The sequence below is a fragment of the Hyella patelloides LEGE 07179 genome (genome assembly GCF_900659865.1).
GTDB classification, from domain to species: domain Bacteria; phylum Cyanobacteriota; class Cyanobacteriia; order Cyanobacteriales; family Xenococcaceae; genus Hyella; species Hyella patelloides.
In genome coordinates this window covers 1-25751 of the sequence record NZ_LR213850.1, presented here as the reverse complement: position 1 = coordinate 25751, position 25751 = coordinate 1, and the positions used below count along the sequence as shown (strand labels likewise).

Below are 25751 nucleotides of genomic sequence, written 5' to 3'. Positions count from 1 at the left end.
ATCTCGAAAACGTACCGCAAGTTCTTAAACATCGATGCGTGACGCGAAGCTAATCCTTTAGGGCTTATCTAAATAATACTATTTTTGCTTAGTAGTATTCTTGTTCTTGCATCTTTGACCTGCTCCCATTAAAACCTTGTTATAAAGAAGCTATTAGAGGCATTAAAAGCAAATATTTTTCCGATCATCTTAATCCTTTATTGAGATGGCTATATTCTAAAGTGGGACAACTTTGGGATAATGTTTATGCGGAATTATCTCAATTATTAGAATTCAATACTCTATCAGGGCAACATATCTTAGTTCATGTTTGGGACTTTGTGGCTCGTGATGCGGTATTAATTGATGATGTTCCTTATACTCTTAAATATTCCCTAAGAAGATTAGGAACAAGATGGAGAGATGAGCTATATATTCATCCAGAAACAGGAATCCTTTGTCTTGCGAAAAAATTACCCAAAGCGAAACCTAAACCAAGAAATGATTATTTATGGGTCGATAGATATCATCAGTACCATAAGTTAAATGACATTTGGTATTTAGTTTCCTTTCGTGATGTACCTCAGCCGTTTGTAGCAGTAATAGATAAAGTACGTAAAATATATCCCACAAAAGTCAGAGATGTTTTGCAGCAAAAAACTGTTACTTATTCTGAATTATTTTCGACCAATCGGATTCCTACTTATGCCTATCACAAACGTCAGTGTAACAAAAAAGAAATCAAATGGATTTTGCAGCAACTAACTACTAAGCACTAGCCACTAACAATTTCTATCTGACGACTCTGCATCGCCTCTTGAAATAACTCTGTAGATAAAGCTTGTTCCACGGGATAAATGCCTGGTTTATTGAGTTTTCCTTCTAATATTAACTGGGCGATGCTTCCCGTTCCTGCTCCTGCTGCGATCGCTGTATTTTCATGTATCATAGTAGTACAGTAGCTAGTCTCTTGTCGATCTTTGATTCCCGTGATTTCGGCTCGCATTGCTACCCCGATACCGCTAAAATTATCGGTTACTTGAGTCATCAAATAACTAACACGGGAAAAGAATTCAATTCCTTTAGGAGTAGTTACCCAAGCATCAGGGAAAATATGTGCCGTAATCCAAGTTAAATGATTGTACCAATCAGGTATTGAACCAAACTTAGTAATTACCGTTTCTACAGGAAAAGAATCAGCAAAAGTATGGGTTTCAGGAACATCGAACCAATATACCCCTGTTTTACCATAAGGCTGAGGAAATTCAATTATTTCTCTTTCTGTATAGGGTAATATTTCTTGCCATTTACTGTTTATCCATGCTGCAAAAGGCTTTTTTAAGCCCAGAAAGGTAGTTCGCATTACAGTAACCCCAGCACCACCCGAACCAGCCACAATGTAGCTCAAATGAATCTTTTTCGGCTGTTCAAACTTTTCTATTCCCCGTTTTACCATACTGTTAGAAATACCTGGAAAAATACCCGTATTCAAAATAGCTGTGATACCAGAAGAAATCGCTTGTTCTCGCCAGGGTATTACCCGTTCGTAAAAGGAACGATGATCGCTAACATCTATATAATTAACACCTTCAGCAATGCAATGCTGGAGTACTCTACCATCTCTGTGATGAAACGGCCCTGCACAGTGTACCACTAAATCGACATCAGCGATCGCTTTTTGCAAACTGTCTTGTCGATCTAAATTTAAAGCTAAAAATTCTAAGGGAGGGTTAACAACACAGTTAAGATTCCTACTGGTAACGATCACCTCTCCTTTTGTATATGTCGCAATATCCCGAGCAACACTGCGTCCAATACGTCCACAACCACCAATTACTAAAATTTTTTGAGCCATAGTTAATTAGTTGCAATTATAAGAATTATTTATAGTTTATAAATTTCGATATTTATTTTTCTCTAGTATTTACCCCGTGGGCTAAAGAACACAATTATTAATCAAGTTTATCCAATAATAAAATCGACTAACCTAAGAAATATTACTCAATCGTTTTTTATCTGAATCAAACTAAACATAGAAAACTCAGCTTGCTATCTCCTTCGATTTATTTTTATCATGGGAAATCTAAAATTCGTGGAACGGATAAGAAATCTAAATATCCTTCTTTAAATTTAAATAAAATATTCACGAAACCTTTATCTATCAAGAGCTTCGTGTACTGTAAGATTATTGTAATTAAATAACAAGCTTAGTAAAATTACCAAAGTTAACCAAAATCTTGACAAAGTAAAGATATTAAAGTTTTACTGACAAAACAAACTTTTTTCGGTATGTAAAATCTTTAGAATTGCGACCAGTTAAAAGTAGCCTAGCAATTCGAGCCTTCTTTTGAAGATGCGCAATTAAGATTATTGGTAGTTTTGGCTATGCCTTGGTTGCTAAAGTTTTTAACTTTAGTGTAACTAGAATCTGCGATGGTTTTAGCTCGCAGAGTGTCAATGGAAAACTGACTCAAAACACAGGTTAAAGTATGCACAAAGATCAACCTCGCATTGCAATTTTATCATCACGTACAAAGAATAATTTTATATTTAACTCATGTTTGTACGAATTTGAAGATATTATCGCCGAAGTAGACAATGTTGATATCTTCAATCTAGACCCTTCTAATCCTCTAGAAGTATTTGCTCAAAAAGTTGTTAAAAAATCTTCAGAATATATTTATCCTCTTACCAAACTTAGTCCACCGTTAAAATCTAAAATCGATCTAGACCAAGAGTATGATATTTTATTTGTTATCTTGGATTTTCCTTACAATATCTTAAATATTAACCTGATTAAGCAGTGGCGTAAAAAATGTAAGATTGCCGTATGTTATGTAATTGAATTATGGCAAACAGAGCTAAAGAAGTTTAACAACTACCTAACTTTTTTGGGGAATTTTGATTTAATATTTCTCGGTCATTCTCAAATTGTTAAAGAAGTTCAGGATATCGCTCAGACCCCTTCTGCCTATTTAGCTCCTGGTAATGATACTCTAAAATTCTGCCCTAAATCTCTTGATAGCGATCGCTTTATCGATATTTCGACTATGGGTAGACGTTCTCAAATTACCCATGAAACTCTTTTAGAATTAACGCAAAAGCGCGATTTCTTTTATCATTATGATTTTTTAAACAGTTCTGATTTACGAACTAATAATCATCAGGCACATCGTATTCTTAATGCCAATATTTTAAAACATAGTCGATATTTTATTGCTCATCACGCTAAAGTGAATTGTTTAGAACAAACAGGAGGTCAAATAGAGATTGGCTATCGCTTTTTTGAAGGTGCTGCTGCGGGAGCAGTAATGTTAGGTAAAGCCCCCCAAAATGATGTATTTGAACAGTATTTTGGCTGGAAAAATGCCGTAATACCAATGCAATTTGATGAACCTAATATTACCAAAATTATTGATGAATTAGATAGTCAACCAGAGCTATTACGACAAATTAGAAGTGACAATATCAGAAATTCTTTGTTACAACATGATTGGGCATACCGTTGGCAAAAAGTATTGGATAAAGCAGATCTAGCTCCTACAGAGAAGCTACAACAACGTATTGATAATTTGCATAAAGTTGCCAACAGCTTTGCGATCGCTTAAAGAACTCACACAAAATATTTGATTGCGAAAATTAGTCAACTTTTTTGAGCATTGAAGATTGTTGTAACTCTAATAAATTGATATTTCCCGTGCAGAATAAAACTGTTTTAATTTCCGCAGTTAAGACTTGCACTAATTCTTCCAAAGCTTCTGGAGATTGATCCGCAGCTTGTAAAAAGGGAAAAGCCAACCCCGCTAAATCTGCGCCTAAAGCGACCGCTTTAGCTACTTCTAAGCCATTACGCAACCCTCCAGAAGCAATTAAAGGAATATCAGCAACAGCATTATTAATCTCAACGATACAATCAGCAGTGGGAATACCCCAGTCAGCAAACGTTTTACCTAACCTGCGCTGTAAAGAATTTTCGGCTCGTTCACTCTCCACCTTCGCCCAAGATGTACCGCCAGCACCAGCTACATCAATCGCACTAACTCCTGCATCGATCAGCTTTTGCGCCATAATAGCAGATATCCCATTACCCACTTCCTTGGCAATTACAGGTACAGAAATAGCATGACAAAGCTGATTAATTTTAGCTAGTAAGCCTTTAAAATTCACATCTCCTCGTGGTTGAATACACTCTTGTAAGGGATTAAGATGCAAAATCAAAGCATCAGCTTCTAAAATTTCTACTACCTTCAAACACTGTTCCAAACCATAAGTATAATTAAGCTGCACTGCTCCTAGGTTAGCAAATAGAAGCGCATCAGGTGCAATCTTCCGAATTGCAAAACTAGCTGCTGTTTCAGGCTTTTCTACAGCTACTCTTTGAGAACCCACACCCATAGCTAAACGATGATTTTGGGCTGCTTCTGCAAGACGATAATTAATTAACTTAGCTTGTTCTGTTCCCCCAGTCATCGAAGAAATTAATAAAGGGAAATTTAGTTTTTTATTGAGAAAAGTAGTAGTTAGATCGACATCTTGCAGATGGATTTCTGGTAAACAAGCATGGCTAAAACGATACTTATCAAAACCATTAGTTAACCTATTAAACTGTACATCTTCTTCTAAACATATTCTAAGATGATCTGCTTTGCGAGTTTGCGTATTATTATTATGAATTTGAGTCATCTTCAAAAAGGATGAATTATAAATTATGAATTATCAAGGAAGAAGGATTTAGGAAATAGCAATTAGCTATTAATAACTAACTACAGACGTTCCGTCGGAACGTCTCTTCTAACCACTAACTACTAGCTTATTTTGCTAATTCTGCTTCAATATCGCTGATTAACTGAGAATCATTAGGAGCAACACCACTTTGATAACGAGCTACTACTTCCCCTTGTTTATTAATCAGAAACTTTTCAAAATTCCAAGCCACATCCCCCGTAGGTTCAACGGCAGTGGTTAAAGTCTGATATAAAGGATGTTGATCGCCACCCTTAGCGTGAACTTTATCAAACAGATCGAAAGTAACTCCATAATTAGTTTCACCAAATTGTGCAATCTCAGAATTAGTACCAGGTTCTTGTGCGCCAAAATCATTACAAGGAAAACCTAAAACTGCTAAACCTTGGTTACCGTATTTTTTATTCAAGGCTTCTAAACCTGAATATTGAGGAGTGTAACCACATTGAGAAGCCACATTAACAATCAATAAGACTTTTCCCGCATAATCAGCAAGCTTTTTATCTGCGCCGTCAATAGTTTTGACTGCAATATCGGATACATTAGTACTCATGTTTCTTCAATAGGTAAATTTACTAAATATGCCAGATCGTACTTTATCATCTCTTCCTGACTGCGAATACTTACAAATAGATCGGTTGACGGTAAAAATTTATAATTCGTCAACAGAGTTAACTAAAGGTGCTGTCAGATTGGCTCAAAGCTATCTAGAGACTTTGCTGACTACTCAAGAGACAGTGAGTATAGTCTTAGCTACGGGTAATTCCCAACTACACTTTCTGGACTTGCTTGTCACCATACCCACAATAGATTGGTCACGTATAATTTTGTATCATTTAGATGAATATCTGGGTATTGCAGCAGAACATCCAGGGAGTTTTCGTTATTACCTTAAGGAAAAAGTAGGTAGCAAAATTACCCCTCGTCGATTTTATTTTATAGAAGGGGATGCACTTCAACCTTTGGCAGAATGTCGCCGTTATAGTAAGTTGTTACAGCAACAACCGATTGATTTGTGTCTTTTAGGTATCGGAGATAATGGACATATAGCTTTTAATGAGCCTGGTGTGGCAGATTTTAAAGATCCTGATGTAATTAAGTTAGTTAAGCTGGAAACAAAAACTCGTCAACAGCAAGTTAATGGGGGTTATTTTTCCAATCTCAATGCTGTGCCTCAATATGCCTATACTTTAACGATTCCTACTATTTGTAATGCTAAGAAAATCTTTTGTCTAGCACCAGGAAAGCATAAAGTAGACGTTGTCAAAAAAACTTTAAATGAAGCAATAAGTACTAATTTTCCTGCAACTATTTTACGCACTCAACCACAAGCTATTTTATTTTGCGATCGCAACGCGCCTCGCCAACAGCGAGATCGCTTTTTTAGCGGAGTATAGTGCGTTCTCATATCTTTAAAGTAATTAGTTTAACCATTTTTTCCTAATTTTACATGAGAAAAAAAACAGGTCGAACCAAAAATAATAGTTTCTATTTTTAAGCTTAACTAAAAATCTCGTAAAAAAAGCAAAATTATTATTATAAGTAAAATGAAACATTATCCTTCTATTAGACAATCACGGAAATCTTTTAAAGCTTATGTATTTGATAAGCTTGATGGTTCTAATTTACGTTTTAGTTGGGATATTCGCCAAGGCTGGTATGAATACGCTACCAGAACTCGCCCATTACCAACAAATCATAAACTATATAAAATTGGCTATGAATATTTTGCTAATGTTTATGCTGATTCTATCGTGACTATTGTCACACAAAAAGGATGGAAACGTTTAGATGCTTTCTGTGAATTTTATGGAGATAATAGTTTTGCAGGAAGACACGATATTTCCGAACAGCAAAAAGTAACATTGATCGATCTTGCTCCTAATACTAGAGGTTTTTTAAAACCAGAAGAATTTCTCGATTTATTTTCTGCACTTCCTCTTCCTGCATATTTAGGACAAGTTGAGTGGAATGAAGATTATGCAGAAGCTGTTCGTAAAGGATTAATTGAAGGTATTACTTGTGAAGGAGTAGTGGCTAAATCTGCGACTAAGCAACGCATGGCAAAAGCAAAAACTCAAGCTTGGATAGATCGAGTAATGAAAGAATTTGGGGACGTAGAAGGGGCAAAAATTATTAAAAGTTAGCTATTTAAAACAGAGCATGATATATAATTACTACATTATATTATTTATGAAATTACAGTATGATTATGAACTATTTTTATTTGCGATCGCAAATATTATGTGAATCTTTAACTAACCTTTGATTCCATTAACATAAGCTTTCGTTAATTCATTATTAGGAGCGTTAAAAAACTGTTCTGCTGGAGCAAATTCGATCAGTCTTCCGCAACCTTTATCGACCCAAAATAAAGCGGTATAATCGGCTATTCGTTTTGCTTGGGCTAAATTATGGGTTACGATAATAATAGTGTAATTATATTTTTGCCGTAAACGAAGGATTAAATCTTCCACAATTCCGCTAGAAATTGGATCTAAGGCACTACAGGGTTCATCCATTAAAAGAATTTCTGGTTGCAATGCTAAGGTACGAGCAATACAAAGTCTTTGTTTTTGTCCCCCAGAAAGAGTTAGAGCATTATCTTGCAGACGATCTTTGACTTCTGACCACAAACCGACATCTTTTAATACTTGTTCCACTATATTGTGCCGTTGCTGGGAGTCTTTAACACCATGTTCTTTTAAAGGAAAGGTAATATTTTTCTTGATAGACATAGGAAACGGGTTTGGTTTCTGGAAAATCGTGCCAATGCGTCTACGTAAAGCAGTAGTATTGGCTTTCGGACTGAGTATATTTAATGTCCCTAACTGAATATGCCCTGATACCGTACAACCAGGAATTAGATCGCTGAGACGATTCAGACAAATTAAAAAACTACTTTTACCACAACCAGAAGCCCCTACTATGGCAGTAATAGAATTCTGCGGAATCGATAGAGTAACATCTTTAAAAGCAGGTTTTTGATTGTAAAACAAACTCAACTGATGAATTTGCATCAAAGGCTGAATTTCAGCAATTTTATGCCGATCGAGATTATTGTGAATTGATTTAGTCATAAAGTCTTTGTCTCCTAAACTTTTAACGTCTTGCTATATTTGCCAGATAGATAACTAGCGATCGCGTTTATCAATAATAAAATTAAAATTAAAACTAAAGCCGAACCATAAGCGTTAGCATCTCCTCCTGTTACGTTCATAGAAAGATCGAAAATGTGAATTGACAAACTACGCCCCGAATCAAGTAAAGAAGTAGGCATTCGATCTACATAACCACTGGTAAAAATGAGGGCTGCGGTTTCGGCGATCGCTCTACCAATACCTAAAACCAAACCGACTAATAATCCTGGGGTGGCTGCGGGTAACAGCAAATGCCATAGTGTACTGGTGCGAGATATGCCCAAAGATGCCGAACTTAAGCGATATTCCTGGGGTACTGCACTCAATCCAGTTTCGGTGGCACGAATTAAAATCGGCAATACCATACAGGCTAAGGTTAAACCACCAGACAGAATCGAGAAACCTAAGCCCAGAGTTTTAGCAAAAAAGGCATTACCAAACAAGCCAAAAACAATAGAAGGAACTCCCGCTAACACATCCAAACTACGACGAACTAATCTGCCAAACCAATTATGATTGGGGGTAAATTCTGCTAATAAAATGGCTGTACCAATACCAATTGGTAGGGAAACCGCTAAACACACTCCTAATATTAGTAAAGTAGAAACCAAAATAGGTGCAATACCCCCTTGTCTTCCTGTATCTAGAGGGGCGGTAGTTAAAAAAGCCCAATTAAGCTGTCCGATACCACCACGAATAATATCCCCCAATATCCAAATAAATAGGCTTGTAACAATTAAAGGTACTAACCAGAAAAAGAGACTAATTACTTTATCTAACCCGTACTGATTTTGACGTATCATCTTAAGTCCGCTTAAATTCATTAAAGACAAGGTTTTACTGACATCTTTGTACTTCAAGCTCAAAACCGCCTAACACTTTAGTTTCAGGCTCATACAATAAAATAAGTCGGCTGGGATTTTAGTTCCCTTGAGAGGACTTAATACTATGAGCCAGATATGAGCCACAGATTAAAATCTGTGGCGGTCATTGATACTCATGCAGGATATCAATTATCACGAAGCCTCTCGATCTACTAATTCTGCTGCGATCGCTAAGACTATAATAACACCCAGTAACAATAATCCACTGACAAATAAAGCAGAACGATGATTATCTAGGGCATAAGCCATTTCTAAGGCTATATTGGCAGTGAGAGTCCGAACTGGATCAAAAATACTATCAGGAGTTTGCACCACGTTACCACAAACCATTAATACTGCCATAGTCTCTCCGATCGCTCTGCCTGTTTCTAAAATTACTCCTGTAAACAATCCTGACTTAGCCGAAGGAATCACAATCTGCCAAATAGTACCCCAGGAGGATAACCCCATCGCTGCTGCACCCATGAGATATTCTGGAGGAACTTTGGCAAAGCTAGCATCGGCAACTAGGGTAATCGTGGGTAAAATCATTAAAGTTAATACGGCAATTCCTGCTAAGAGACTTGTTCCTGGGGGATGAAGACGATTAATTAACGGTACTAACACTACTAGACCCCAAAAGCCATAAACTACCGAAGGAATACCTGCTAATAGTTCAATCAAACGGCGATAAAGACTTGCAATAGGCATCGGCGCATAATAATGACAGAAAAGCGCAGAAACAATTCCCAAAGGGGTAGCCAGCAGCACCGCACCCATCATAGTTAATCCTGTACCCCAGATCATCGGCACTAAATTATAGGACTTTTCCCCAGGATTCCAAGAATCATCGCGAAAAAATGCAGTGATTCCTACCTCTTCCAACACTGGTAAAGCTTCCCTCAGCAAAAAGCCTAAAATCAACAAGATAACGATTCCAGCGATCGCGCTTAACCCTCTAAGCAACCAAACTAATAAGAAATCTTTACGGTACTTGAACCAGTTTCTGAGGGGAAATAGGGACAAAGTTTTGGGCTTCCACAAGGTCATGAACGTTCTCTGATTGGGCAAATTCAATAAATTCTTTGGTTAATCCTGATGGTGTTTCTTTAGTGACTAAAGTTAGAGGACGAGAAAGGGGAAAAGAGCCATCTTGTAAGGTTTCCGTACTGGCTTCTACTCCTCCTACTGATAACAGCTTTAAAGGTACACCTGCGCTAATATCTCTTTCTGCTGCACCAATAGAAACATATCCAATAGCATTTTGATTCCCCGAAACAGTTTTAATACCTTGTTGATTATCGCCAATAATTACATCAGCTTGAATTTGGGAATTAGTTAATTGAAAGTATTTTAAAAATAGTTCTAAAGTAGAACGCCCTTCGGCTTTATTTACTACTGTAATCGGAGCGTCTTCTCCGCCCACTTCTTGCCAATTATTAATCTTCCCTTGATAAATATCTACTACTTGTTGATTGCTGAGGCTTTGCACGGGGTTACTACTTTCTAAAATAATCCCAATCCCATCTTGGGCGATCGCATAACTCTGGAACTGCTCTGTTTCTGAATCCTTCAAAGCCCTGGAAATCATGCCAATATCCGCTAAACCTTGAGTTGCATCCGCTAAACCACGAGAAGAACCCCCTGTTTGCACATCTATTCTTACTCCTGGGTGTTCTGCTTCAAATTTTTTAGCAATCTCACTAGCTAAAGGCGCAACAGTACTTGAACCAGTGAGAGTTAATTTGTTTGATTCGAGGTTAGCAGAATTTTGATTGCAAGCAGATAAACCCCATCCCACAGATAAACTTAGAGCTAGTAAAGTAAGGAATTGCTGTCTCATTAATTTTAAGCTTTTAATGTTTTCTTAACCGCTTATTAAACTGCTCTTTGCTTAATTTTTTCTGAGAAATTAATAATAAATTCATGATGGAAAATACATCAAGATAGTTTGATTTATTAATTGACAATTATTTAATCTGGTCTATCGTAAGATAGGCATTGCCAGCCTGACAAATTAACAATCTTAATTTTTTCTAGAATAGTAATAGTAATAGATTTTACTTTACTTATTAATCAATGAAATTTTTAGAAAGTGTCCGAATGTCAGTGTCTACTCTCACTGCTCATAAAATGCGTAGCAGCCTAACTATGTTGGGTATTATTATTGGGAATGCTTCGGTTATTGGGATGGTAGGTATTGGACAAGCAGCACAAAAACTAGCAGAAGATCAGTTTGCTTCTTTGGGACCCAATGTTTTGTTTATTGTACCTGGTTCAGATGAAGAAAGAAGAACCACTTTTAACTTACCAAAAACCTTAGTACTAGAAGATGCAGAAGCTATTGCCGAGCAAGTACCTACCGTTAACGAAGTAGCCCCCCAGATTAATTCTAATCAATTAATTACTTATCGCGATCGCAATTCTAATGAATTAGTTGTAGGCGCAACTCCTACTTTTTTATCTGTCAGAAGTTTTGTTATTGATAAAGGGAGATTTATTAATGATGTCGATCTTAAAAGAAACAATCGTGTGATTGTTTTAGGACCTGAAATTGCTGATAAACTTTTTCCCCAACAAGATGCTTTAGGAGAACAAATTAGAGTTAAAAATATTAGTTTTGAAGTCATCGGTATCATGGAAGCTAAAGGCTCTTTTTTAGGTACTAATCAAGATACCAGCGTTTATATCCCCATAACTACTATGGCAAATCAACTAGTAGGTGATACATCGCCTTTTGGTACTCAGGTTAACTTTATTTCTGTAACTGCTAGAGATGAAAATAGTATTAGGGCTGCTAGCTTTCAGATAGAAAACTTATTAAGATTACGTCACAAAATAGTAGACCGCAATGACTTTACCGTCCGTAGTCAAAAGGATGTTCTCGAGATTGTGGGAACTGTCACTGATGGTTTAACTATTTTACTAGCAGCTATTGCAGGAATTTCTCTGTTAGTAGGGGGTATTGGGGTGATGAATATTATGTTAGTTTCTGTTACCGAACGTACTCAAGAAATTGGTTTACGTAAAGCTATTGGCGCACAAGAAGAGGACATTTTAACTCAGTTTTTAATCGAGGCGACAATTTTATCCGCATTAGGGGGAGTGATTGGTACAGGCATTGGTGTAAGCACTATTATGTTAGTGGGTGCAGTTTCTCCTCTAACGGCTGCTATCTCCCCTGTCGCCATTATGGTTGCGGTTACTGTTTCAGGAGGTATTGGATTATCTTTTGGCGTTTTACCCGCAAAAAGGGCTGCTAAACTAGACCCTATTGTGGCATTGAGAAGTGCTTGATATCGGTAATCAGTAATCAAAAATTAACCACTAACAACGAGCAACCAGCAACCAGCTATTAAAAATTAATCACTAATAACGACGAGCTACTAACCACAACTAAATTACAGCAATACACTCAATTTCCACTAAAACATCTTTTGGTAAGCGAGACACTTCCACACAAGCGCGGGCGGGTGCGGTGGCTTCCTCAAAATATTCGGCGTAAACCTGGTTAACTGTGGCAAAATCAGCTAAATTAGTCAGAAAAACGCTAGTTTTAACTACATTAGACCAATCAGCACCAGCTTCTTTTAGTATGGCTGCAATATTACCCATGACTTGTTTAGTTTGAGCTACCACATCCCCCGTACCTACTATTTCTCCAGTTTCGGGATTAAGGGCAATTTGTCCAGCTAAAAACACCATCGTACCAGAAGTTGCGATCGCTTGATTATAAGGACCTACTGGTGCTGGTGCTTTATCGGTACGAATAATTTTTTTTTCAATCATAAGTCACTGAATGTGGTTGATTTTGTTCGTCAGGTTCGAGATGGTGGCGACCATTATGTACTATAGCTAACATCTGACTCAGTTTTACTTCCAAATCATTTAAGACTGTGTCAGCATAACGATCGGCATCCTTTTGGATTGCCTCATATTCTATGGTTGCCATTTCTCGCCATTGCTCAATTTCTGCATAAGTGGCTTGACGTAGTTGTTCGCATTCTTGCTGAGTCTGAAACTTAATTTTATTGGCTTCTAATTCTGTCTGGCGCAATAGGGTTGATTCTTGTAAAAGTCGATCTGCCTCTGCCTGGGCGGATTTTACTACCTCTTGAGCTTGATTGCTTGCCTGTTCGATAATAGCTTGTCTCTGTTGCAATATCTCAATAGAAATAGCCAATGCCTGGGGTAAATTCTGCTTAATAGATTTAATATGCTCGATAATTACCCCACCATCAACAATTATCAAGCTACTTAAAGGTACATGAACTCCTTCTAAGATAAAATTTTCGAGAATATCTAGCTCTTGTTGAATATTAGAATCAGATTGATATGCAGTCAATACTGGCTCTTCTGCAACTGAATCATGCTTTTGCGCAGCATTATCTGTAGAATTATCTTGATACAACATTAATGTACAAAATTTCCTAAAAATTATTAATAAATAGCTAAGTTTTGCTTACGTATATTATACTTACGTATATCTTATGTATTATATATATCTGTTATATTTATTTGGACTATACTTAAGCGCAGAAGACACAGACTGTCACGATCTCCAAGAAGAGTCACACAAAATTTTAACTATTGTTACAAGTCTTTAAAAAATACAACATAATTAACCTATAAAATTACTGCTTGTTATTATAGTGCGTATAAATATCTTGAGCAATATTTTCAGGTACTAAATGCTCAATAGCACCACCAAACTGGGCAATTTCTTTAACCACACTACTACTCAGAAAACTATATTCTTTCGCTGTGGCCAGAAAAACCGTTTCAATTTCAGCCCATAAGGTTTCATTGGTATGAGCCATCTGTAATTCTTTTTCAAAATCCGATAATACTCTTAAACCTCTTAATAATACTTTTGCCTCTCTTAGCTTGGCATATTCGACAGTTAAGCCCACAAAGCTATCTACTTCAACACTAGACAAATCAGCAGTACAGCTTTCAATTTGTTCGATTCTCTTGGCAACGGTGAATAAAGGCTGCTTACTGGGGTTAGAAAGTACGGCTACAATTACTCGATCGAAGAGTTGATTGCCTCTTCTAATAATATCAAGATGACCCAAAGTAATCGGATCGAAACTACCTGGATAAATAGCAATTGTCGGATTAGTAGTCATAATTATTCTGTTTAATCTCCTTGTATTGTATTGGTAAAGGAGACAAGAAGATTTTAGAGAATAACTTGATTTTTTTCTGGAGGACGAGGACGGCTTCTTTTCTTGTACTGAGATTTTGATTTTGCTAAATCGCGATCGCTATTATACACATCAAGGTGTAAAAATTGATTGGCGTTATTGGCAGCCGTTTTGAGTATTGTACCCACAGCTTGGATATTACGACCACCACGACCAAATACTTTTCCTTTATCTGCCGTATCAAAAGCCACCCTCAACCACACCTTACTACTGCTGGTTAGATGTTCACAGTCTATGTGCAAAGACTCTGTTTCTTCGAGGAAAGGCTCTATGAGAAATTTTACCAGCCCTACATAATCAGGGCTGGAAACTTCTTGACTAGCAGATTTATCTATCTCTCTAGGCATTAACTTGTTCAAATACTTTGGCTTTTGTAAGAATATTTCGTACTGTATCAGATGGTTGCGCTCCATGCTTTAGCCTAGCAACGATCGCAGGAACATTTAATCTAGTTTCATCAGTTCTCGGATTATAGTAACCTAACTCTTCAATAGGACGACCATCACGACGCTTTTTGCTTTCGATAGCTACGATACGGTAGCTGTGTTCTCTTTTCTTACCAAACTTTTTTAGACGCAGTTTTATCATATTAACTCGAAATTCTCCTTTAAAATTGTAGTCTATTTATCGCAAATTCCACAATTATACATTTTTTATCCTAGTTTTATTTTGTAGTTTTGTTAGGTATCCAAAACTTGCACTGCATATAATCATGGTTTTGTAACGTAGATAAATAATTACTTAATTACTATCCATAGATTCTGATTTGATTTATGCTGAAATTTTATAAGGCTCTTGCTGCTATTAGTTTGCTGTTACTATTTTTCTCCTGTGGTAAAAGCGATCGCTCGACAACTTCTGTAACGGCACAAAGCGATTTTATAGTATCAGGTAGTGACTACTCAAGCAAAAACCAAGAAGCAAATATTCTGCCCTACGATCCTGCAATTAAAAACTTTCTTATACCTCCAGAAATTGCCGTTATGCAAGCTACTATCAACGCTGGAGGTAATTCTTTTAATGAAGTAGCAGCTTTAATTGACACCAATACCAACAAAGTAATACAAAGTATCTCTAGTACAGAGGGTTGTTCCGCTAATATTGTTGATTATCAGCATCCTAGAAAAACTTATGGCAAGAGAGTACTAAGTGACAGCGCAACATACTATAGTAATCTCCAAATAGAAATCATAATTTCCTTTGCAGAAATGAATAACGTTCAACAAAGGATCGAGCAAATAAATAATTGTTGGCAAGCTATTTCCACGTCAAAACTGGAAGCCCAAGAAAAAGATAGTACTATTAGCCTTACTTTATCTGATGTTATCCCCACGATTGAAAATGTCGATAGATATAGAAAGCAATTATTAGAGACTAAATTTGACACCTTAAAAGAAGTAGCTAATCTATCAGAAACTCCATCTCAGTTTAATGCTTCTGATACTAAATGTACTAGTAAAGGAGATGTCAAAGTAGTCAAACGCAGTCTTAGCAACATCGAGCTAGATGTTGATTTTAATTGTCTGCAATTTAATAGATAATCTTCAATGTATACACTGGCTAAAAATAAATTATCCTTTTGTTACACTTTTTAATATAATGAGACTAACAAATAAAATTTAAGTATTTTAACTCATCATGATAGCGGATCACTTTCCTTGGCTCACCGCGATTATTCTTTTACCCCTCATTGCTTCTTTAGCAATTCCTTTCATCCCCGCAAAGGAAGGTAAAGGGGTACGCACCTATGCATTGGGTGTCGGTATTATAGACTTTGTTTTAATGTGCTATTTCTTTTGGAATAATTACGATGCAAGTAACTCTGAGTTTCAATTAGTCGAAAAATATTCCTGGCTGCCTCAATTAGGTATAGAGTGGGCGGTTTCTGTAGATGGTATATCTTTACCTTTAGTATTATTAGCAGGATTTGTTACTACTTTAGCGATTCTTTCAGCTTGGCAAGTAGATAGAAAACCTCGTTTATTTTATTTCTTAATGTTGCTTTTGTACTCTGCTCAAATCGGGGTATTTGTAGCGCAAGATATATTTTTGCTCTTTATTATGTGGGAATTGGAACTAGTACCAGTTTACCTGCTAGTTTCTATATGGGGTGGTGCAAAGCGTCGTTATGCAGCGACTAAGTTTTTACTTTACACCGCAGCAGCTTCTATATTTATCCTCGTAGCAGGATTGGGTATGGCTCTGTATGGAGACAATATTACTTTTGATATTGCTGCTTTAGCTAATAAAGACTTCCCTCTAAGCTTACAGCTACCTCTTTATGCAGGATTGTTAATTGCTTTTGGTGTTAAGTTGGCAATCTTCCCTTTACATACCTGGCTTCCTGACGCTCATGGTGAAGCTTCTGCTCCAGTATCGATGATCTTAGCTGGCGTGTTACTTAAAATGGGTGGTTATGGTTTAATTCGTCTTAATTTAGAGCTTTTGCCCGATGCTCATGTTTATTTTGCTCCTGTTTTAGTGGCTTTGGGTGTCATCAATATTATTTACGGCGCATTTAGCTCTTTTGGGCAATACAATATGAAGCGTCGCTTGGCTTATTCTTCTGTATCTCACATGGGATTTGTTTTACTGGGTATTGCTTCCTTTACTGATTTAGGAATTAGTGGTGCAATGCTACAGATGATATCCCACGGTTTAATTGCAGCAGTCTTGTTCTTCCTCACAGGGGTAACTTACGATCGTACTCATACCTTGTTTATGGATAAGATGGACAACATTGGTCAAGCAATGCCGAAAGTATTTGCTTTATTCACTGCGGGCGCAATGGCTTCTTTAGCACTTCCTGGAATGAGTGGTTTTGCTAGTGAGTTAGCTGTCTTTGTCGGTTTTACCAACAGTGATATTTATAGCTCTACTTTCCGTACAGTGACAGTTTTCTTAGCTGCGGTAGGTTTAATTCTCACCCCTATCTATTTACTCTCTATGTTGAGAGAAGTCTTCTTCCATTCTGATATTATTCCTTTGTGTGACATTGGGGATGCAGGAGTAAAAAACAAGGAAAATGAAGGTGCGGTTTGCTTTGGGAATAGCTGTGTTTTACCTGCGGATGCTAAGTTTGATGATGCCAATCCCAGGGAAATCTTTATCGCTTTATGTTTCTTGGTGATGATTATTGGTGTGGGAATTTATCCTAAGTTAGCAACCCAAATTTATGATGTGAAAACCGTGGCGTTAAATGCAGAGATACGTCAAACTTATACAGAAGTAGCTCAAGCAAAAACCTTGCAATCTGAGGTTGCTACTGTGTTTGATATTTCTCAGTAAATAACCAGCAATTCTGGTGATGTTCAGAAAATTGTGGAGTGAGTCTATAGGAAAGGGTTAAACTAGATGATTTTCAACAATTACCATAATCTCTGACTTAACAAAATAAAGATATTTTTGGTTAAAGGAAAAAATAAGGGCTTTAGCTCCCACACAAATTAACGTTAAAATATCGTTTTAGTAGAGGAATGTATTATGTTATAGTACGTTCCTCTATAGTTTATACCCTAAAAATTACAGTAGATTAAGTGACTGTGTAGAAGTTACCAAACATTAGGCAAAAATTTCGTCCAATCTCTGATGGTTTTATTTATATTTCTCGCTACTTGAATATGAGGCTCATCGGCTTCAATCGGAATAATATTTGCTTTAATGCCCATGTTAAATTCTTCCACAACTAAATTAGCAGCTTCTAAACCTGTAACATAGGCTTTCTCTTGCGACCAAGAACCATGACGGGTTACTATCCAATCACCACTTAAATATAGATTGGGAATATCAGTTTTCACCGAAAGCAGGTATTGATAGCTACCAGGGAAAAAGTGAGTAACACCTTCTTTAACACGAATAACGCTACTATCGACTACTTGGGCTGCACTAAAAGTAGGTATACAAGTACTTACGTCACGATGTACTTTGTTAATAATTTGTTCATCTGTCATTGGTAACAGTTGGTTAGCATGATAAAAATCTGCTTCAATTACTGTATTGGGTTCATTTTGATATTCATCATGAAGATCGTTAAGATCGAAAAATGTCCAGCCAGTTGTGGCATCAAAGCCAAAGCAAGCATTAGAAGGTAAGGGGATATTAATTTTGCGATCAAACCAGAGACGAGTAGCTAAAACATCAATCCCTTTAAGGTTAGCTAAGTTACGGAATTGGGCATAGTTATTTAAATTGCTGCTGCTTTCGACAATCTTTTTCATCCCCGTGATACTCACCCCAGAGATAATTGCATCCGCAGCAAAGAATTCATCACCACATTTAACCCCTATAGTTTTTCCCGTCTTGTCAACGACAATATCGCTCACTCGTTTATTGGTTAGTACTTTACCACCAGCTTTTTCTATTTTCGCAATCCAAGGTTTGAAGATTTTTTCTCCCACAGTACCGCGACACCACACTACATCAAAGTCGGGTTGATGAGCCAAGATAAAATAGTAAAGCATTCCCAAAGCTGCTGCTGCGGAACATTGTTCTCCAGGAGCGAATAAACCTACTAACAGCATTGGTTCAAAGGATTCTTTGTAGAGTCTTTCCGAAACCCCGTATTGTCTAAATAATTCCCTAGCGGTTATCTTATCATAACGTTGCCAAGCTTCATGGGAGTTATCAAAATCGATTATTGAGTACAGTAGAGGTAAAGCTGAAAGACGATCGCTTAAAGGTAGACGTTTAAATCTGGTATAAATAAATGTACCCAAAGGAGTTGGTAAACGGGGTTCATCCTGAAAAATGGGTGATTCTACTTCCAAACCCGCAGGGGAATATTGAGAAGATCTCGTAAAACGAGTAAAAGGCTCAATTCCTAGTTCCTTGACTTTACTAAAAATATTACGGTAGGGATACCAAAAACCGTGAATTCCTCCCTCAACAGATTTTCCCCCTGGAGTTTTCCAACCCGCTACTAAACCTCCTGGATATGGTGCTGCTTCGAGAAGAGTAACATCATAGCCCTGTTGAGCTAAATGAGATGTCGCTCCTAAACCTGCCCAACCTGCACCGATAACTATAACTTTTTTTTGTTCTGACATTTGTGACATTTTTATTAGGGAGTTGCTGACTTGAATCAGCTTGATTCAGAAACGCATTTATTTGTAGCTCCTGAACCCGATATCCAAGATTCATCACTAAATACTTAATATAAAGTGAAGTTACTTACCGTCAATTCCCATAACCATTATCTGCTGGAAGGTTGGGCTGTTTGGCTGCTGCTACGGCTAATTCGTCACATCTTTCATTTTCGGGTATTCCTGCATGACCTTTGACCCAGACAAAGTCTACCTGATGTTGTTGACATAAATCGAGTATTTCTTGCCAAAGATCGGGATTTTTAGCTTTATCTTTTTTATTGCGTTTCCAACCGTTTGCTTGCCATTTTTTTGCCCAACCCTTAGTGACTGCATCTACTAAGTATTTAGAGTCACTATGGAGAGTTACAGTACAGTCTTCTTTAAGGGATTTTAAAGCTGCGATCGCTGCCATCATTTCCATGCGATTATTAGTTGTTAGTTTGTAACCACCAGAAATTTCTTGGCGATGCCCATTATAAATTAGTACTGCGCCATAACCCCCCGCGCCAGGATTACCAGTGCAAGCACCATCAGTATAGATTGTGACTTCTTTTGACATTTAATAATTTAATTGTTTGCGATAAAGTTGGCGAATTACTCTTAATACTGGTTTAAATATAGAAGCAACATTATTATTATTAGGATCGAGAGTCTGTAACTGAGTTAATAGTTTAGCCTCTTCTTCAGCGATATCGCCATCTATATAAACTAAACCTGCGATTTCAGCTAAAAGATTTTGATAAACTTCTTCTGTTGGCTTACTTCCTAAATATTCACTTAACCATTGATAGCATTGCTCGGAATCAATTGGTTGAGTTGTCGATAATAAAGATTGAATTTCTGAATCTTCTAGTAAGTTTTTATCCTTAGCTAATTTATTAAGATAAGTTTTTTCTTCAGCTTGAAATTCGCCATCAATCCAAGCTGCTGCTACTAAAATCTTAAATAGTTGTTGGTTGTTGCGGATAGTGGATCGTACCATAATTATTTGCAACCTCTAATAGGATAATAAAGATATTTGGGATCAAAAATTTTTAGTCTAATCTCAATGTTGGATTTTTTGGAAAAAACTATCTATAAAATTAATATAAGAAAGTCTGAATAAGATATCAAAAATTTTCTCAGTATTATATACAATTCGTAATTTAACTTATTGCTATTTTTTTGAAAACTTATGAATCAAATAACTTATCTTAAGATTGGTCAATTAGCTAAAGAAACAGGTCTTTCTGTGGGGACTTTGCGTTACTATAGTGATTTAAAGTTATTGCAACCGAGCAAAAGAGGAAGTAATGGCTATCGCTACTACAGTTTAGATGCGAAGGAACAGGTGCAGTTTATCAAAAAAGCTCAAGCACTGGGATTTACTTTAGAAGAAATTAAGCAAATTCTAGATGTAAGAGATCGAGGAGAAAAACCGTGTAATCTGGTACAAAGCTTATTAAACCGTAAAATAGAGCAGATAGACAGCAACATTCAGCAAATGACGCTGTTTAAAGCAGAGTTAGAACAATATCGTCTTCTTTGGGCAAGTAACCCTCATCTTGAAGCTAAACCACAAGAAGTCTGTCCTTTGATTTCAACAGTTACCTTGCATAATTAGAGAATTCCGTTTGAAACAAATAATTATTCTTTGTTACTAATTGTTCAAAGTATAGTTTTTATCTTAAGTTTTCCTGAGTATCACAAAAAGTACTGAAACAATAAAGCTATAACTTCTCAAGAGATATCTAATGAGCGAACAACTCTATCAACGGATTGGAGAATTTTACGATGCTTCTAGCGCACTGTGGGAAAAAATCTGGGGAGAGCATATGCATCACGGCTATTATGGTCGCAATGGTAAGTATAAAATTGAGCGTCGTCAAGCACAGATCGAACTAATTGAAGAGTTATTATCGTGGGGAGGGGTAACTACTAAAAATGCGCCTCAAAATATTCTTGATGTCGGTTGCGGTATTGGAGGTAGTAGTATTTATTTAGCAGATAAATTTACTGCTGATGTTACTGGCATCACTTTGTCTGGTGTGCAAGCATCTAGAGCTAAAGAAAGAGCGATTGATGCAGGAATAGAAGAGAAGATTGATTTTCAAGTCGCTAATGCGCTATCTATGCCTTTTGCTGATAATTCTTTTGATTTAGTTTGGTCATTAGAAAGTGGTGAACATATGCCAGATAAAGCACAATTTTTAACGGAATGTTATCGAGTTTTAAAACCAGGAGGAAAGTTAATTTTAGCTACTTGGTGTCATCGAGAAACTGAGATGAGTGGTGATTTGACTACCAGCGAAATTAGACATCTTAAAGAGATTTATCGAGTATATTGTTTACCTTATGTTATTGCTTTATCCGAGTATATAGCGATCGCAGATCGATGTGGTTTTAATAATATTAAGTCGGATGATTGGTCAATTTCAGTTGCTCCTTTTTGGAATGTTGTAATTGATTCTGCTTTCGATCTAGAAGCAGTTACAGGATTGGTTAAAGCAGGTTGGAAAACTATTGAGTCTGCTTTATCTTTGGGTTTAATGAGTCAGGGTTATAGCCAAGGATTGATTCGCTACGGCTTACTTTATGCTACTAAATAGAATATTGAATTATAAACATCAGTTTTAATTGTTATGGAGATTGATAGCGTCCATTTTTATGTTACTGATGCAACAAATACAAGTAATTGGTTTATCAATTGTTTAGGCTTTAAATTAGTTGATAGTTATAGAGATGATGATTCTCTAACTATTGCGATCGCCAATAAATCAATTTTCTTAGTAATTTCTTCTCCTATTAATAACCATGGTGTTGTAGCTCATTATTTAGCTTCCCACGCGGAAGGAATTGTTGATATTGCTTTTCGGGTAAATCAGCTACAGCCAATCGTTAATAATGCTCAACACAGTGGCATAAAAATTTTACAACCAATTCAACAACTAGAAAAAATCAAATATGCTTGCTTTGCAGGATGGAATTGTTTACAACACACTGTTATAGAGTCTTTGCATCCTAGTAATTGTTATCGGTTACCCAATAGTAAATTAAGAAGGATCAGGGCTATAAATCGCTTTTCTAATGCTACATTTACATTTACAGATATCGATCATATTGTGCTAAATGTAGGGCAAGGAAAATTAGATCAAGCTGTTGCTTATTACCAATCTCTTTTAAATTTTCAGATTCAACAAACATTTCAGATTAACACTAAGCGATCTGGTTTATCTAGTCAGGCATTAATTGATACAGTGGGTAAAGTGCAGTTTAATATTAATGAACCAACTACTACTAATTCTCAAATACAAGAATTTATCGATCTTAATGGTGGTGCGGGGATTCAACATTTAGCTTTAAAATCGGCAAATTTGATTCAAGATGTGGCAAAAATGCGCTCTCTTGGAGTTCCTTTTTTACCCATTCCCTTAGCTTATTACACCCATCTTAAACAACGCTTAAAACGCGATTTAATTCAGTTCTCAGTTAGAGAATTACAGTCTATTATTGAGCAATCAATATTAATTGATTGGCATCACCGCAAATCAAATTCTTTACTCATGCAACTATTTACACAACCAATACTAAAGCAACCTACTTTCTTTTTAGAATTTATTGAACGCAGACAACAAGCAAAGGGTTTTGGTGAAGGAAATTTTAATGCTCTCTTTGCAGCAGTTGAACAATCATCAATAAATAATTAAGTAGCTCCACTTTATTAACAAAAGAAAGCTTAAAGCTCTAAGTTCCAAAAACCAACTTGTTCGCGCTGCTCCCACGCCTCCTTACGTTTGTTCTAGGTAGAAGCGATCGCCATAATGTCTGCCCAGTGAGACCATAGGAAGAAATGACCTTCTTGGGGATAGATATGTAGCTGACTATTTGGCAGTTGACTATGTTTGTATTCGGCAAATGAATAGGGAGCAGAAATATCATCAGTGCCGTGGAACAATTGAATCGGAAAGGTAATCTCCCCTATGTCAAAGCCCCAATCTTGATAGCGCAGTAGTGCATCGTAGGCTGGTCCCTCACTGCCCTGATGAAATGACTCACGCACAGTTTGTACCAAGAAATTGGCAGCCTCTGGAGCCGACAAAACGGCGCGGTCGGCTTCGCAAAAGTACTGGGACTGATTTAAAAAATGGATGAAGATGGCTGGGGGAAATACCTTCGCTACCAGACCCACAAGCGTGAATGTAAACTTAAATAGCAGGGGTATACGCTTCGGTTGATGGGGTTTGGGCAAGGGGATGCACCGTTCGACAAAAAAGCGATCGAGAGATGTCATTTGCGATCTCAACTCAGGGACGATGACAGGTGCCCATCCCCCCAGATCCAGGGCAAAATCCAACCGCTCTGGCAGCGCGTAGGCACAACTCAATACCGTTGCCCCACCCCCAGAGTGACCCATTACCCCAAAGGTTTTGAACCCCAAGCCATCGGCTAATTCGCAAATATCTTTGGTATAGTGCAGTAGGGTATATCCTGGTTTGAAATCGGACTGTCCCATGCCAGGGCGATCTAGGGCAATGATATGCCAGCGATTTTTCAATGCTGCTGCTTCTGCTGAGAAACCCTCTAGCCTAGAACCTGGGGAGCCGTGGAAGAAAAAGATCGGTCTCCCCTTCGGATCTCCCACACTTTGATAGGCAATTTGACGACCATCTTGTAGTGTGAAAAACTGGGGCATGCTGATATCCACCATAATGTGTTCCTTACCTTCAGGATGTTTTTAGTATGCTGCATGAGAAGGGCTGTCGTCTTACACAAACTTCAGGTGGTTTTATCTATTCCTGCTATCCTCCCCGAAATACTCCTGGCGTTACCCCAACCAATCGCTTAAAGTGCCGATTTAAATGGGCTTGATTGGCGAATCCTACGTTATAGGCTACCTCACCGATATTCAGATCCTGATGCTTGAGCAGTTGCTTAGCCCGCTCTACTCGCTGCTGAATCACGTATTGATGGGGGGCTATGCCCACCGATTGCTTAAACAAGTGAGAAAAGTAATGGGGGCTGAGTTGGAGTAAATTGGCCAGTTCCTTCAGCCCTAAGTCCCGATCTAAGTGCCCCTGAATGTAGTCCAGCACCAACTGGAGCTTCACCTTTGGCAGACCATCACGGTAGAACTGGGGCTTAGCAACACGAGTAGTGTAATGCTGCAACACATGAACCATCAGGGTGTGGGTGAGGGTTTCTGCATAGAGGCGATTGGCTTCCCCAATTTTCAGTAGCCCTTTAAGCCCCAAACCCAGTTGATACAGCAACGGGTCAGCTTGAGAGAACTGGGGAATGACTTCCACTTGGCTTGGGTCTTGAGCTTCATCGAACGCTGTTGCGAAATCGGGTGGCTCCAACACTAGGGTGAGGGCTTCTAGATCGGTATCCCACTCCACCCCGTAGCCTACAGCTGCTGGGACAATGACCGCGTCCCCTACTCGGGCCTCGTCCTGCCACTGCTTTCCGCCAAAGCACCGCACGACCTTGGGAGTTTTGGGTGCATTACACACGAAGGTAATGATATGCCAAGGGGTATAGATTTTCGGCATGGCTCCTGCACCTATACAACGGTATTCGAGCGCAATTCCTTGCCAGCCTAGGGGAGCACTCGATAGGCTAGGACGGTTAGAAAGGATGCGATCGCTCGCTTGACTGCTAGTAACTGCAATTGGAGATGCAGACATGTTGGGGAAATCTCCCTATCTTAAGAACCGATTTTGCATATTTTAACGTCAGTTCGGGTTAAGGATTATTTTTACCGTTGACCAGGGCTTCACCTTTCAAGTATTAGGCACTAATTAAAACTAGGCTTCAATAGCCTGAGATTCATCATAGGTAGGAAAGTCAGTATAACCCTCTTGCCCAAAAGAGTACCACACATCTTGTTCGGCAGGTGGATTAAGGGGTAAGTTTGACCCAAAGCGTTTTACTAGATCGGGATTACTAATAAAAGGTCTTCCAAAAGCAATCAAATCTCCATTGCCATCTGCGATCGCTTTTTCCGCAGTTTCTTGAGTGTAACCACAATTACCAATTAAAGCGCGATCGAATACTTCGCGAAATTCGGCTAAAGTCATTGGTTCTCCTAGTTCGTGAAACCCGAAAGCTAAACCATCGAGTAAATGAAGATATGCCAATCCATAGCTATTTAATTCTTTCGCTACATAGAGAAAAGTCTCCCGATAATCTGGTGAACCCATATCGTTGAAAACTCCATTGGGAGAAAGTCTCACTCCTACGCGATCTCTAGACCAAACAGTTAAAACTGCTTCCACAATTTCTTGAAGAAAACGAAAGCGATTCTCTAAACTACCGCTATAGCGATCGCTTCTTTGATTGGTTTTTGATTGCAAAAATTCATCAATTAAATAGCCATTGGCAGCGTGAATTTCTACCCCATCAAACCCAGCACTTTTAGCTCTTGCTGCTGCTTGACGGTAATCTTCAACAATTTGAGCTATTTCTGCGGTTTCTAAAGCTCTAGGCGTTTCGTGGGGCTGTGAGCCGTTAGGAGTATGAATATCATCTCCTGTAATTGCGATCGCCGAAGGGGCAACGGGAAGTTGATTATCGGGCTGAAAACTGCTGTGAGAAGCACGTCCAGTATGCCAAAGTTGTAGAAAAATTGGTGTTTGATGTTGATGAACTGCATCGACAATTTGTTTCCAGGCTTCAGCTTGTTCGTCGGTATAAATGCCAGGAGTATGTAACCAACCATTACCTTGGGGTGAAATAGTCGTAGCTTCGGTC

Annotated in this window: 28 protein-coding genes; 10 read left to right on the top strand and 18 right to left on the bottom strand. The window is 37.8% G+C overall.

Annotated elements, in window-relative coordinates; all coding sequences use genetic code 11:
* The first annotated feature begins 221 nt into the window (after positions 1-221).
* Positions 222-758, top strand: coding sequence for a hypothetical protein (locus H1P_RS14695; protein WP_144868401.1), 537 nt, complete (start codon positions 222-224; stop codon positions 756-758).
* On the opposite strand, the gene H1P_RS14690 is transcribed toward H1P_RS14695, so the two are convergent.
* The gene (locus H1P_RS14690; RefSeq protein ID WP_144868399.1) at positions 755-1834 is read right to left on the bottom strand and encodes a saccharopine dehydrogenase family protein; all 1080 of its coding nucleotides are present in this window, start codon (positions 1832-1834) and stop codon (positions 755-757) included. The two genes, H1P_RS14695 and H1P_RS14690, sit on opposite strands and share 4 nt — an antisense overlap.
* A gap of 634 nt (positions 1835-2468) precedes the next feature.
* Between H1P_RS14690 and H1P_RS14685 the strand changes: the two genes are divergently transcribed.
* The gene (locus H1P_RS14685) at positions 2469-3587 is read left to right on the top strand and encodes a glycosyltransferase (RefSeq protein WP_144868397.1); all 1119 of its coding nucleotides are present in this window, start codon (positions 2469-2471) and stop codon (positions 3585-3587) included.
* A 31-nt stretch (positions 3588-3618) separates the two neighbouring features.
* On the opposite strand, the gene fni is transcribed toward H1P_RS14685, so the two are convergent.
* Both fni and H1P_RS14675 read right to left on the bottom strand, forming a co-directional pair.
* Positions 3619-4662: a type 2 isopentenyl-diphosphate Delta-isomerase gene (gene fni / locus H1P_RS14680; RefSeq protein ID WP_144868395.1), complete on the bottom strand. Its 1044-nt coding sequence runs from the start codon at positions 4660-4662 to the stop codon at positions 3619-3621.
* A 127-nt stretch (positions 4663-4789) separates the two neighbouring features.
* Complete coding sequence (locus H1P_RS14675) at positions 4790-5275, bottom strand: glutathione peroxidase (protein ID WP_144868393.1); 486 nt, start codon at positions 5273-5275, stop codon at positions 4790-4792.
* 28 nt (positions 5276-5303) lie between these two features.
* On the opposite strand from H1P_RS14675, the gene H1P_RS14670 reads away from it, so the two are divergent.
* Both H1P_RS14670 and H1P_RS14665 read left to right on the top strand, forming a co-directional pair.
* The gene (locus H1P_RS14670) at positions 5304-6119 is read left to right on the top strand and encodes a glucosamine-6-phosphate deaminase (protein WP_144868391.1); all 816 of its coding nucleotides are present in this window, start codon (positions 5304-5306) and stop codon (positions 6117-6119) included.
* 150 nt (positions 6120-6269) lie between these two features.
* The gene (locus tag H1P_RS14665) at positions 6270-6869 is read left to right on the top strand and encodes an RNA ligase family protein (protein ID WP_144868389.1); all 600 of its coding nucleotides are present in this window, start codon (positions 6270-6272) and stop codon (positions 6867-6869) included.
* A 111-nt stretch (positions 6870-6980) separates the two neighbouring features.
* Here H1P_RS14665 and H1P_RS14660 read toward each other — a convergent pair whose 3' ends face one another.
* From H1P_RS14660 to H1P_RS14645, 4 genes are all read right to left on the bottom strand, one after another.
* On the bottom strand, positions 6981-7802 hold the full coding sequence (locus tag H1P_RS14660) for a phosphate ABC transporter ATP-binding protein (RefSeq protein ID WP_144868387.1): 822 nt from the start codon (positions 7800-7802) through the stop codon (positions 6981-6983).
* 14 nt (positions 7803-7816) lie between these two features.
* Entirely contained in the window at positions 7817-8665 is an 849-nt protein-coding gene (pstA, locus tag H1P_RS14655) for a phosphate ABC transporter permease PstA (RefSeq protein WP_144868385.1), read from the bottom strand.
* Between the two features lie 213 nt (positions 8666-8878).
* Positions 8879-9775: a phosphate ABC transporter permease subunit PstC gene (gene pstC, locus H1P_RS14650; protein WP_144868383.1), complete on the bottom strand. Its 897-nt coding sequence runs from the start codon at positions 9773-9775 to the stop codon at positions 8879-8881.
* Positions 9711-10568, bottom strand: a complete 858-nt coding sequence (locus tag H1P_RS14645; protein WP_144868381.1) for a phosphate ABC transporter substrate-binding protein — start codon at positions 10566-10568, stop codon at positions 9711-9713. The genes pstC and H1P_RS14645 overlap by 65 nt, the downstream gene beginning before the upstream one ends.
* A gap of 236 nt (positions 10569-10804) precedes the next feature.
* Between H1P_RS14645 and H1P_RS14640 the strand changes: the two genes are divergently transcribed.
* Positions 10805-12022 (top strand): ABC transporter permease, encoded by a 1218-nt coding sequence (locus H1P_RS14640; RefSeq protein ID WP_144868379.1) that lies wholly within the window; start codon positions 10805-10807, stop codon positions 12020-12022.
* A 99-nt stretch (positions 12023-12121) separates the two neighbouring features.
* Here the strand turns inward: H1P_RS14640 and H1P_RS14635 are convergent, their stop codons facing one another.
* The 5 genes from H1P_RS14635 to rpsP all read right to left on the bottom strand — a co-directional run bounded on the left by H1P_RS14635 (position 12122) and on the right by rpsP (position 14523).
* Positions 12122-12514: a RidA family protein gene (locus H1P_RS14635; RefSeq protein ID WP_144868377.1), complete on the bottom strand. Its 393-nt coding sequence runs from the start codon at positions 12512-12514 to the stop codon at positions 12122-12124.
* On the bottom strand, positions 12507-13139 hold the full coding sequence (locus H1P_RS14630) for an ATP synthase subunit B family protein (RefSeq protein WP_144868375.1): 633 nt from the start codon (positions 13137-13139) through the stop codon (positions 12507-12509). Before H1P_RS14630 ends, H1P_RS14635 begins: the two co-directional genes overlap by 8 nt.
* A gap of 220 nt (positions 13140-13359) precedes the next feature.
* Complete coding sequence (gene coaD, locus H1P_RS14625; RefSeq protein WP_144868373.1) at positions 13360-13857, bottom strand: pantetheine-phosphate adenylyltransferase; 498 nt, start codon at positions 13855-13857, stop codon at positions 13360-13362.
* A 53-nt stretch (positions 13858-13910) separates the two neighbouring features.
* Positions 13911-14282, bottom strand: a complete 372-nt coding sequence (locus tag H1P_RS14620; protein WP_144868371.1) for a KH domain-containing protein — start codon at positions 14280-14282, stop codon at positions 13911-13913.
* On the bottom strand, positions 14275-14523 hold the full coding sequence (gene rpsP / locus H1P_RS14615) for a 30S ribosomal protein S16 (protein WP_144868368.1): 249 nt from the start codon (positions 14521-14523) through the stop codon (positions 14275-14277). The genes H1P_RS14620 and rpsP overlap by 8 nt, the downstream gene beginning before the upstream one ends.
* 185 nt (positions 14524-14708) lie before the next feature.
* Here rpsP and H1P_RS14610 point away from each other — a divergent pair, with 185 nt between their 5' ends.
* Both H1P_RS14610 and H1P_RS14605 read left to right on the top strand, forming a co-directional pair.
* Complete coding sequence (locus H1P_RS14610; protein WP_144868367.1) at positions 14709-15476, top strand: hypothetical protein; 768 nt, start codon at positions 14709-14711, stop codon at positions 15474-15476.
* 97 nt (positions 15477-15573) lie between these two features.
* A complete protein-coding gene (locus H1P_RS14605; protein WP_144868365.1) occupies positions 15574-17223 on the top strand; it encodes an NAD(P)H-quinone oxidoreductase subunit 4 in 1650 nt (549 codons plus the stop codon).
* A 263-nt stretch (positions 17224-17486) separates the two neighbouring features.
* On the opposite strand, the gene H1P_RS14600 is transcribed toward H1P_RS14605, so the two are convergent.
* The 3 genes from H1P_RS14600 to H1P_RS14590 all read right to left on the bottom strand — a co-directional run bounded on the left by H1P_RS14600 (position 17487) and on the right by H1P_RS14590 (position 20001).
* Positions 17487-18980 carry an FAD-dependent oxidoreductase gene (locus H1P_RS14600; RefSeq protein ID WP_144868404.1) on the bottom strand — a complete coding sequence of 498 codons (1494 nt, stop codon included), beginning with the start codon at positions 18978-18980 and terminating at the stop codon, positions 17487-17489.
* A gap of 130 nt (positions 18981-19110) precedes the next feature.
* Positions 19111-19578, bottom strand: coding sequence for a ribonuclease HI (gene rnhA / locus H1P_RS14595; RefSeq protein WP_144868363.1), 468 nt, complete (start codon positions 19576-19578; stop codon positions 19111-19113).
* Positions 19579-20001: a tellurite resistance TerB family protein gene (locus H1P_RS14590; RefSeq protein WP_144868361.1), complete on the bottom strand. Its 423-nt coding sequence runs from the start codon at positions 19999-20001 to the stop codon at positions 19579-19581. It lies immediately after the preceding gene.
* A 192-nt stretch (positions 20002-20193) separates the two neighbouring features.
* Between H1P_RS14590 and H1P_RS14585 the strand changes: the two genes are divergently transcribed.
* The 3 genes from H1P_RS14585 (at position 20194) to hppD (ending at position 22705) form a co-directional block, all read left to right on the top strand.
* The gene (locus H1P_RS14585; protein ID WP_144868359.1) at positions 20194-20622 is read left to right on the top strand and encodes a heavy metal-responsive transcriptional regulator; all 429 of its coding nucleotides are present in this window, start codon (positions 20194-20196) and stop codon (positions 20620-20622) included.
* Positions 20623-20752: 130 nt separating this feature from the next.
* Positions 20753-21607, top strand: coding sequence for a methyltransferase domain-containing protein (locus tag H1P_RS14580; protein WP_144868357.1), 855 nt, complete (start codon positions 20753-20755; stop codon positions 21605-21607).
* A gap of 33 nt (positions 21608-21640) precedes the next feature.
* Positions 21641-22705, top strand: a complete 1065-nt coding sequence (gene hppD, locus H1P_RS14575) for a 4-hydroxyphenylpyruvate dioxygenase (RefSeq protein ID WP_144868355.1) — start codon at positions 21641-21643, stop codon at positions 22703-22705.
* A 92-nt stretch (positions 22706-22797) separates the two neighbouring features.
* Here hppD and H1P_RS14570 read toward each other — a convergent pair whose 3' ends face one another.
* The 3 genes from H1P_RS14570 to H1P_RS14560 all read right to left on the bottom strand — a co-directional run.
* Positions 22798-23706 (bottom strand): alpha/beta fold hydrolase, encoded by a 909-nt coding sequence (locus tag H1P_RS14570; RefSeq protein ID WP_144868353.1) that lies wholly within the window; start codon positions 23704-23706, stop codon positions 22798-22800.
* A 91-nt stretch (positions 23707-23797) separates the two neighbouring features.
* Positions 23798-24685 carry a helix-turn-helix transcriptional regulator gene (locus tag H1P_RS14565; RefSeq protein ID WP_144868351.1) on the bottom strand — a complete coding sequence of 296 codons (888 nt, stop codon included), beginning with the start codon at positions 24683-24685 and terminating at the stop codon, positions 23798-23800.
* Positions 24686-24805: 120 nt separating this feature from the next.
* Positions 24806-25751: alkene reductase (locus H1P_RS14560; protein ID WP_144868349.1), on the bottom strand; the 946-nt coding region annotated here is incomplete at its 5' end.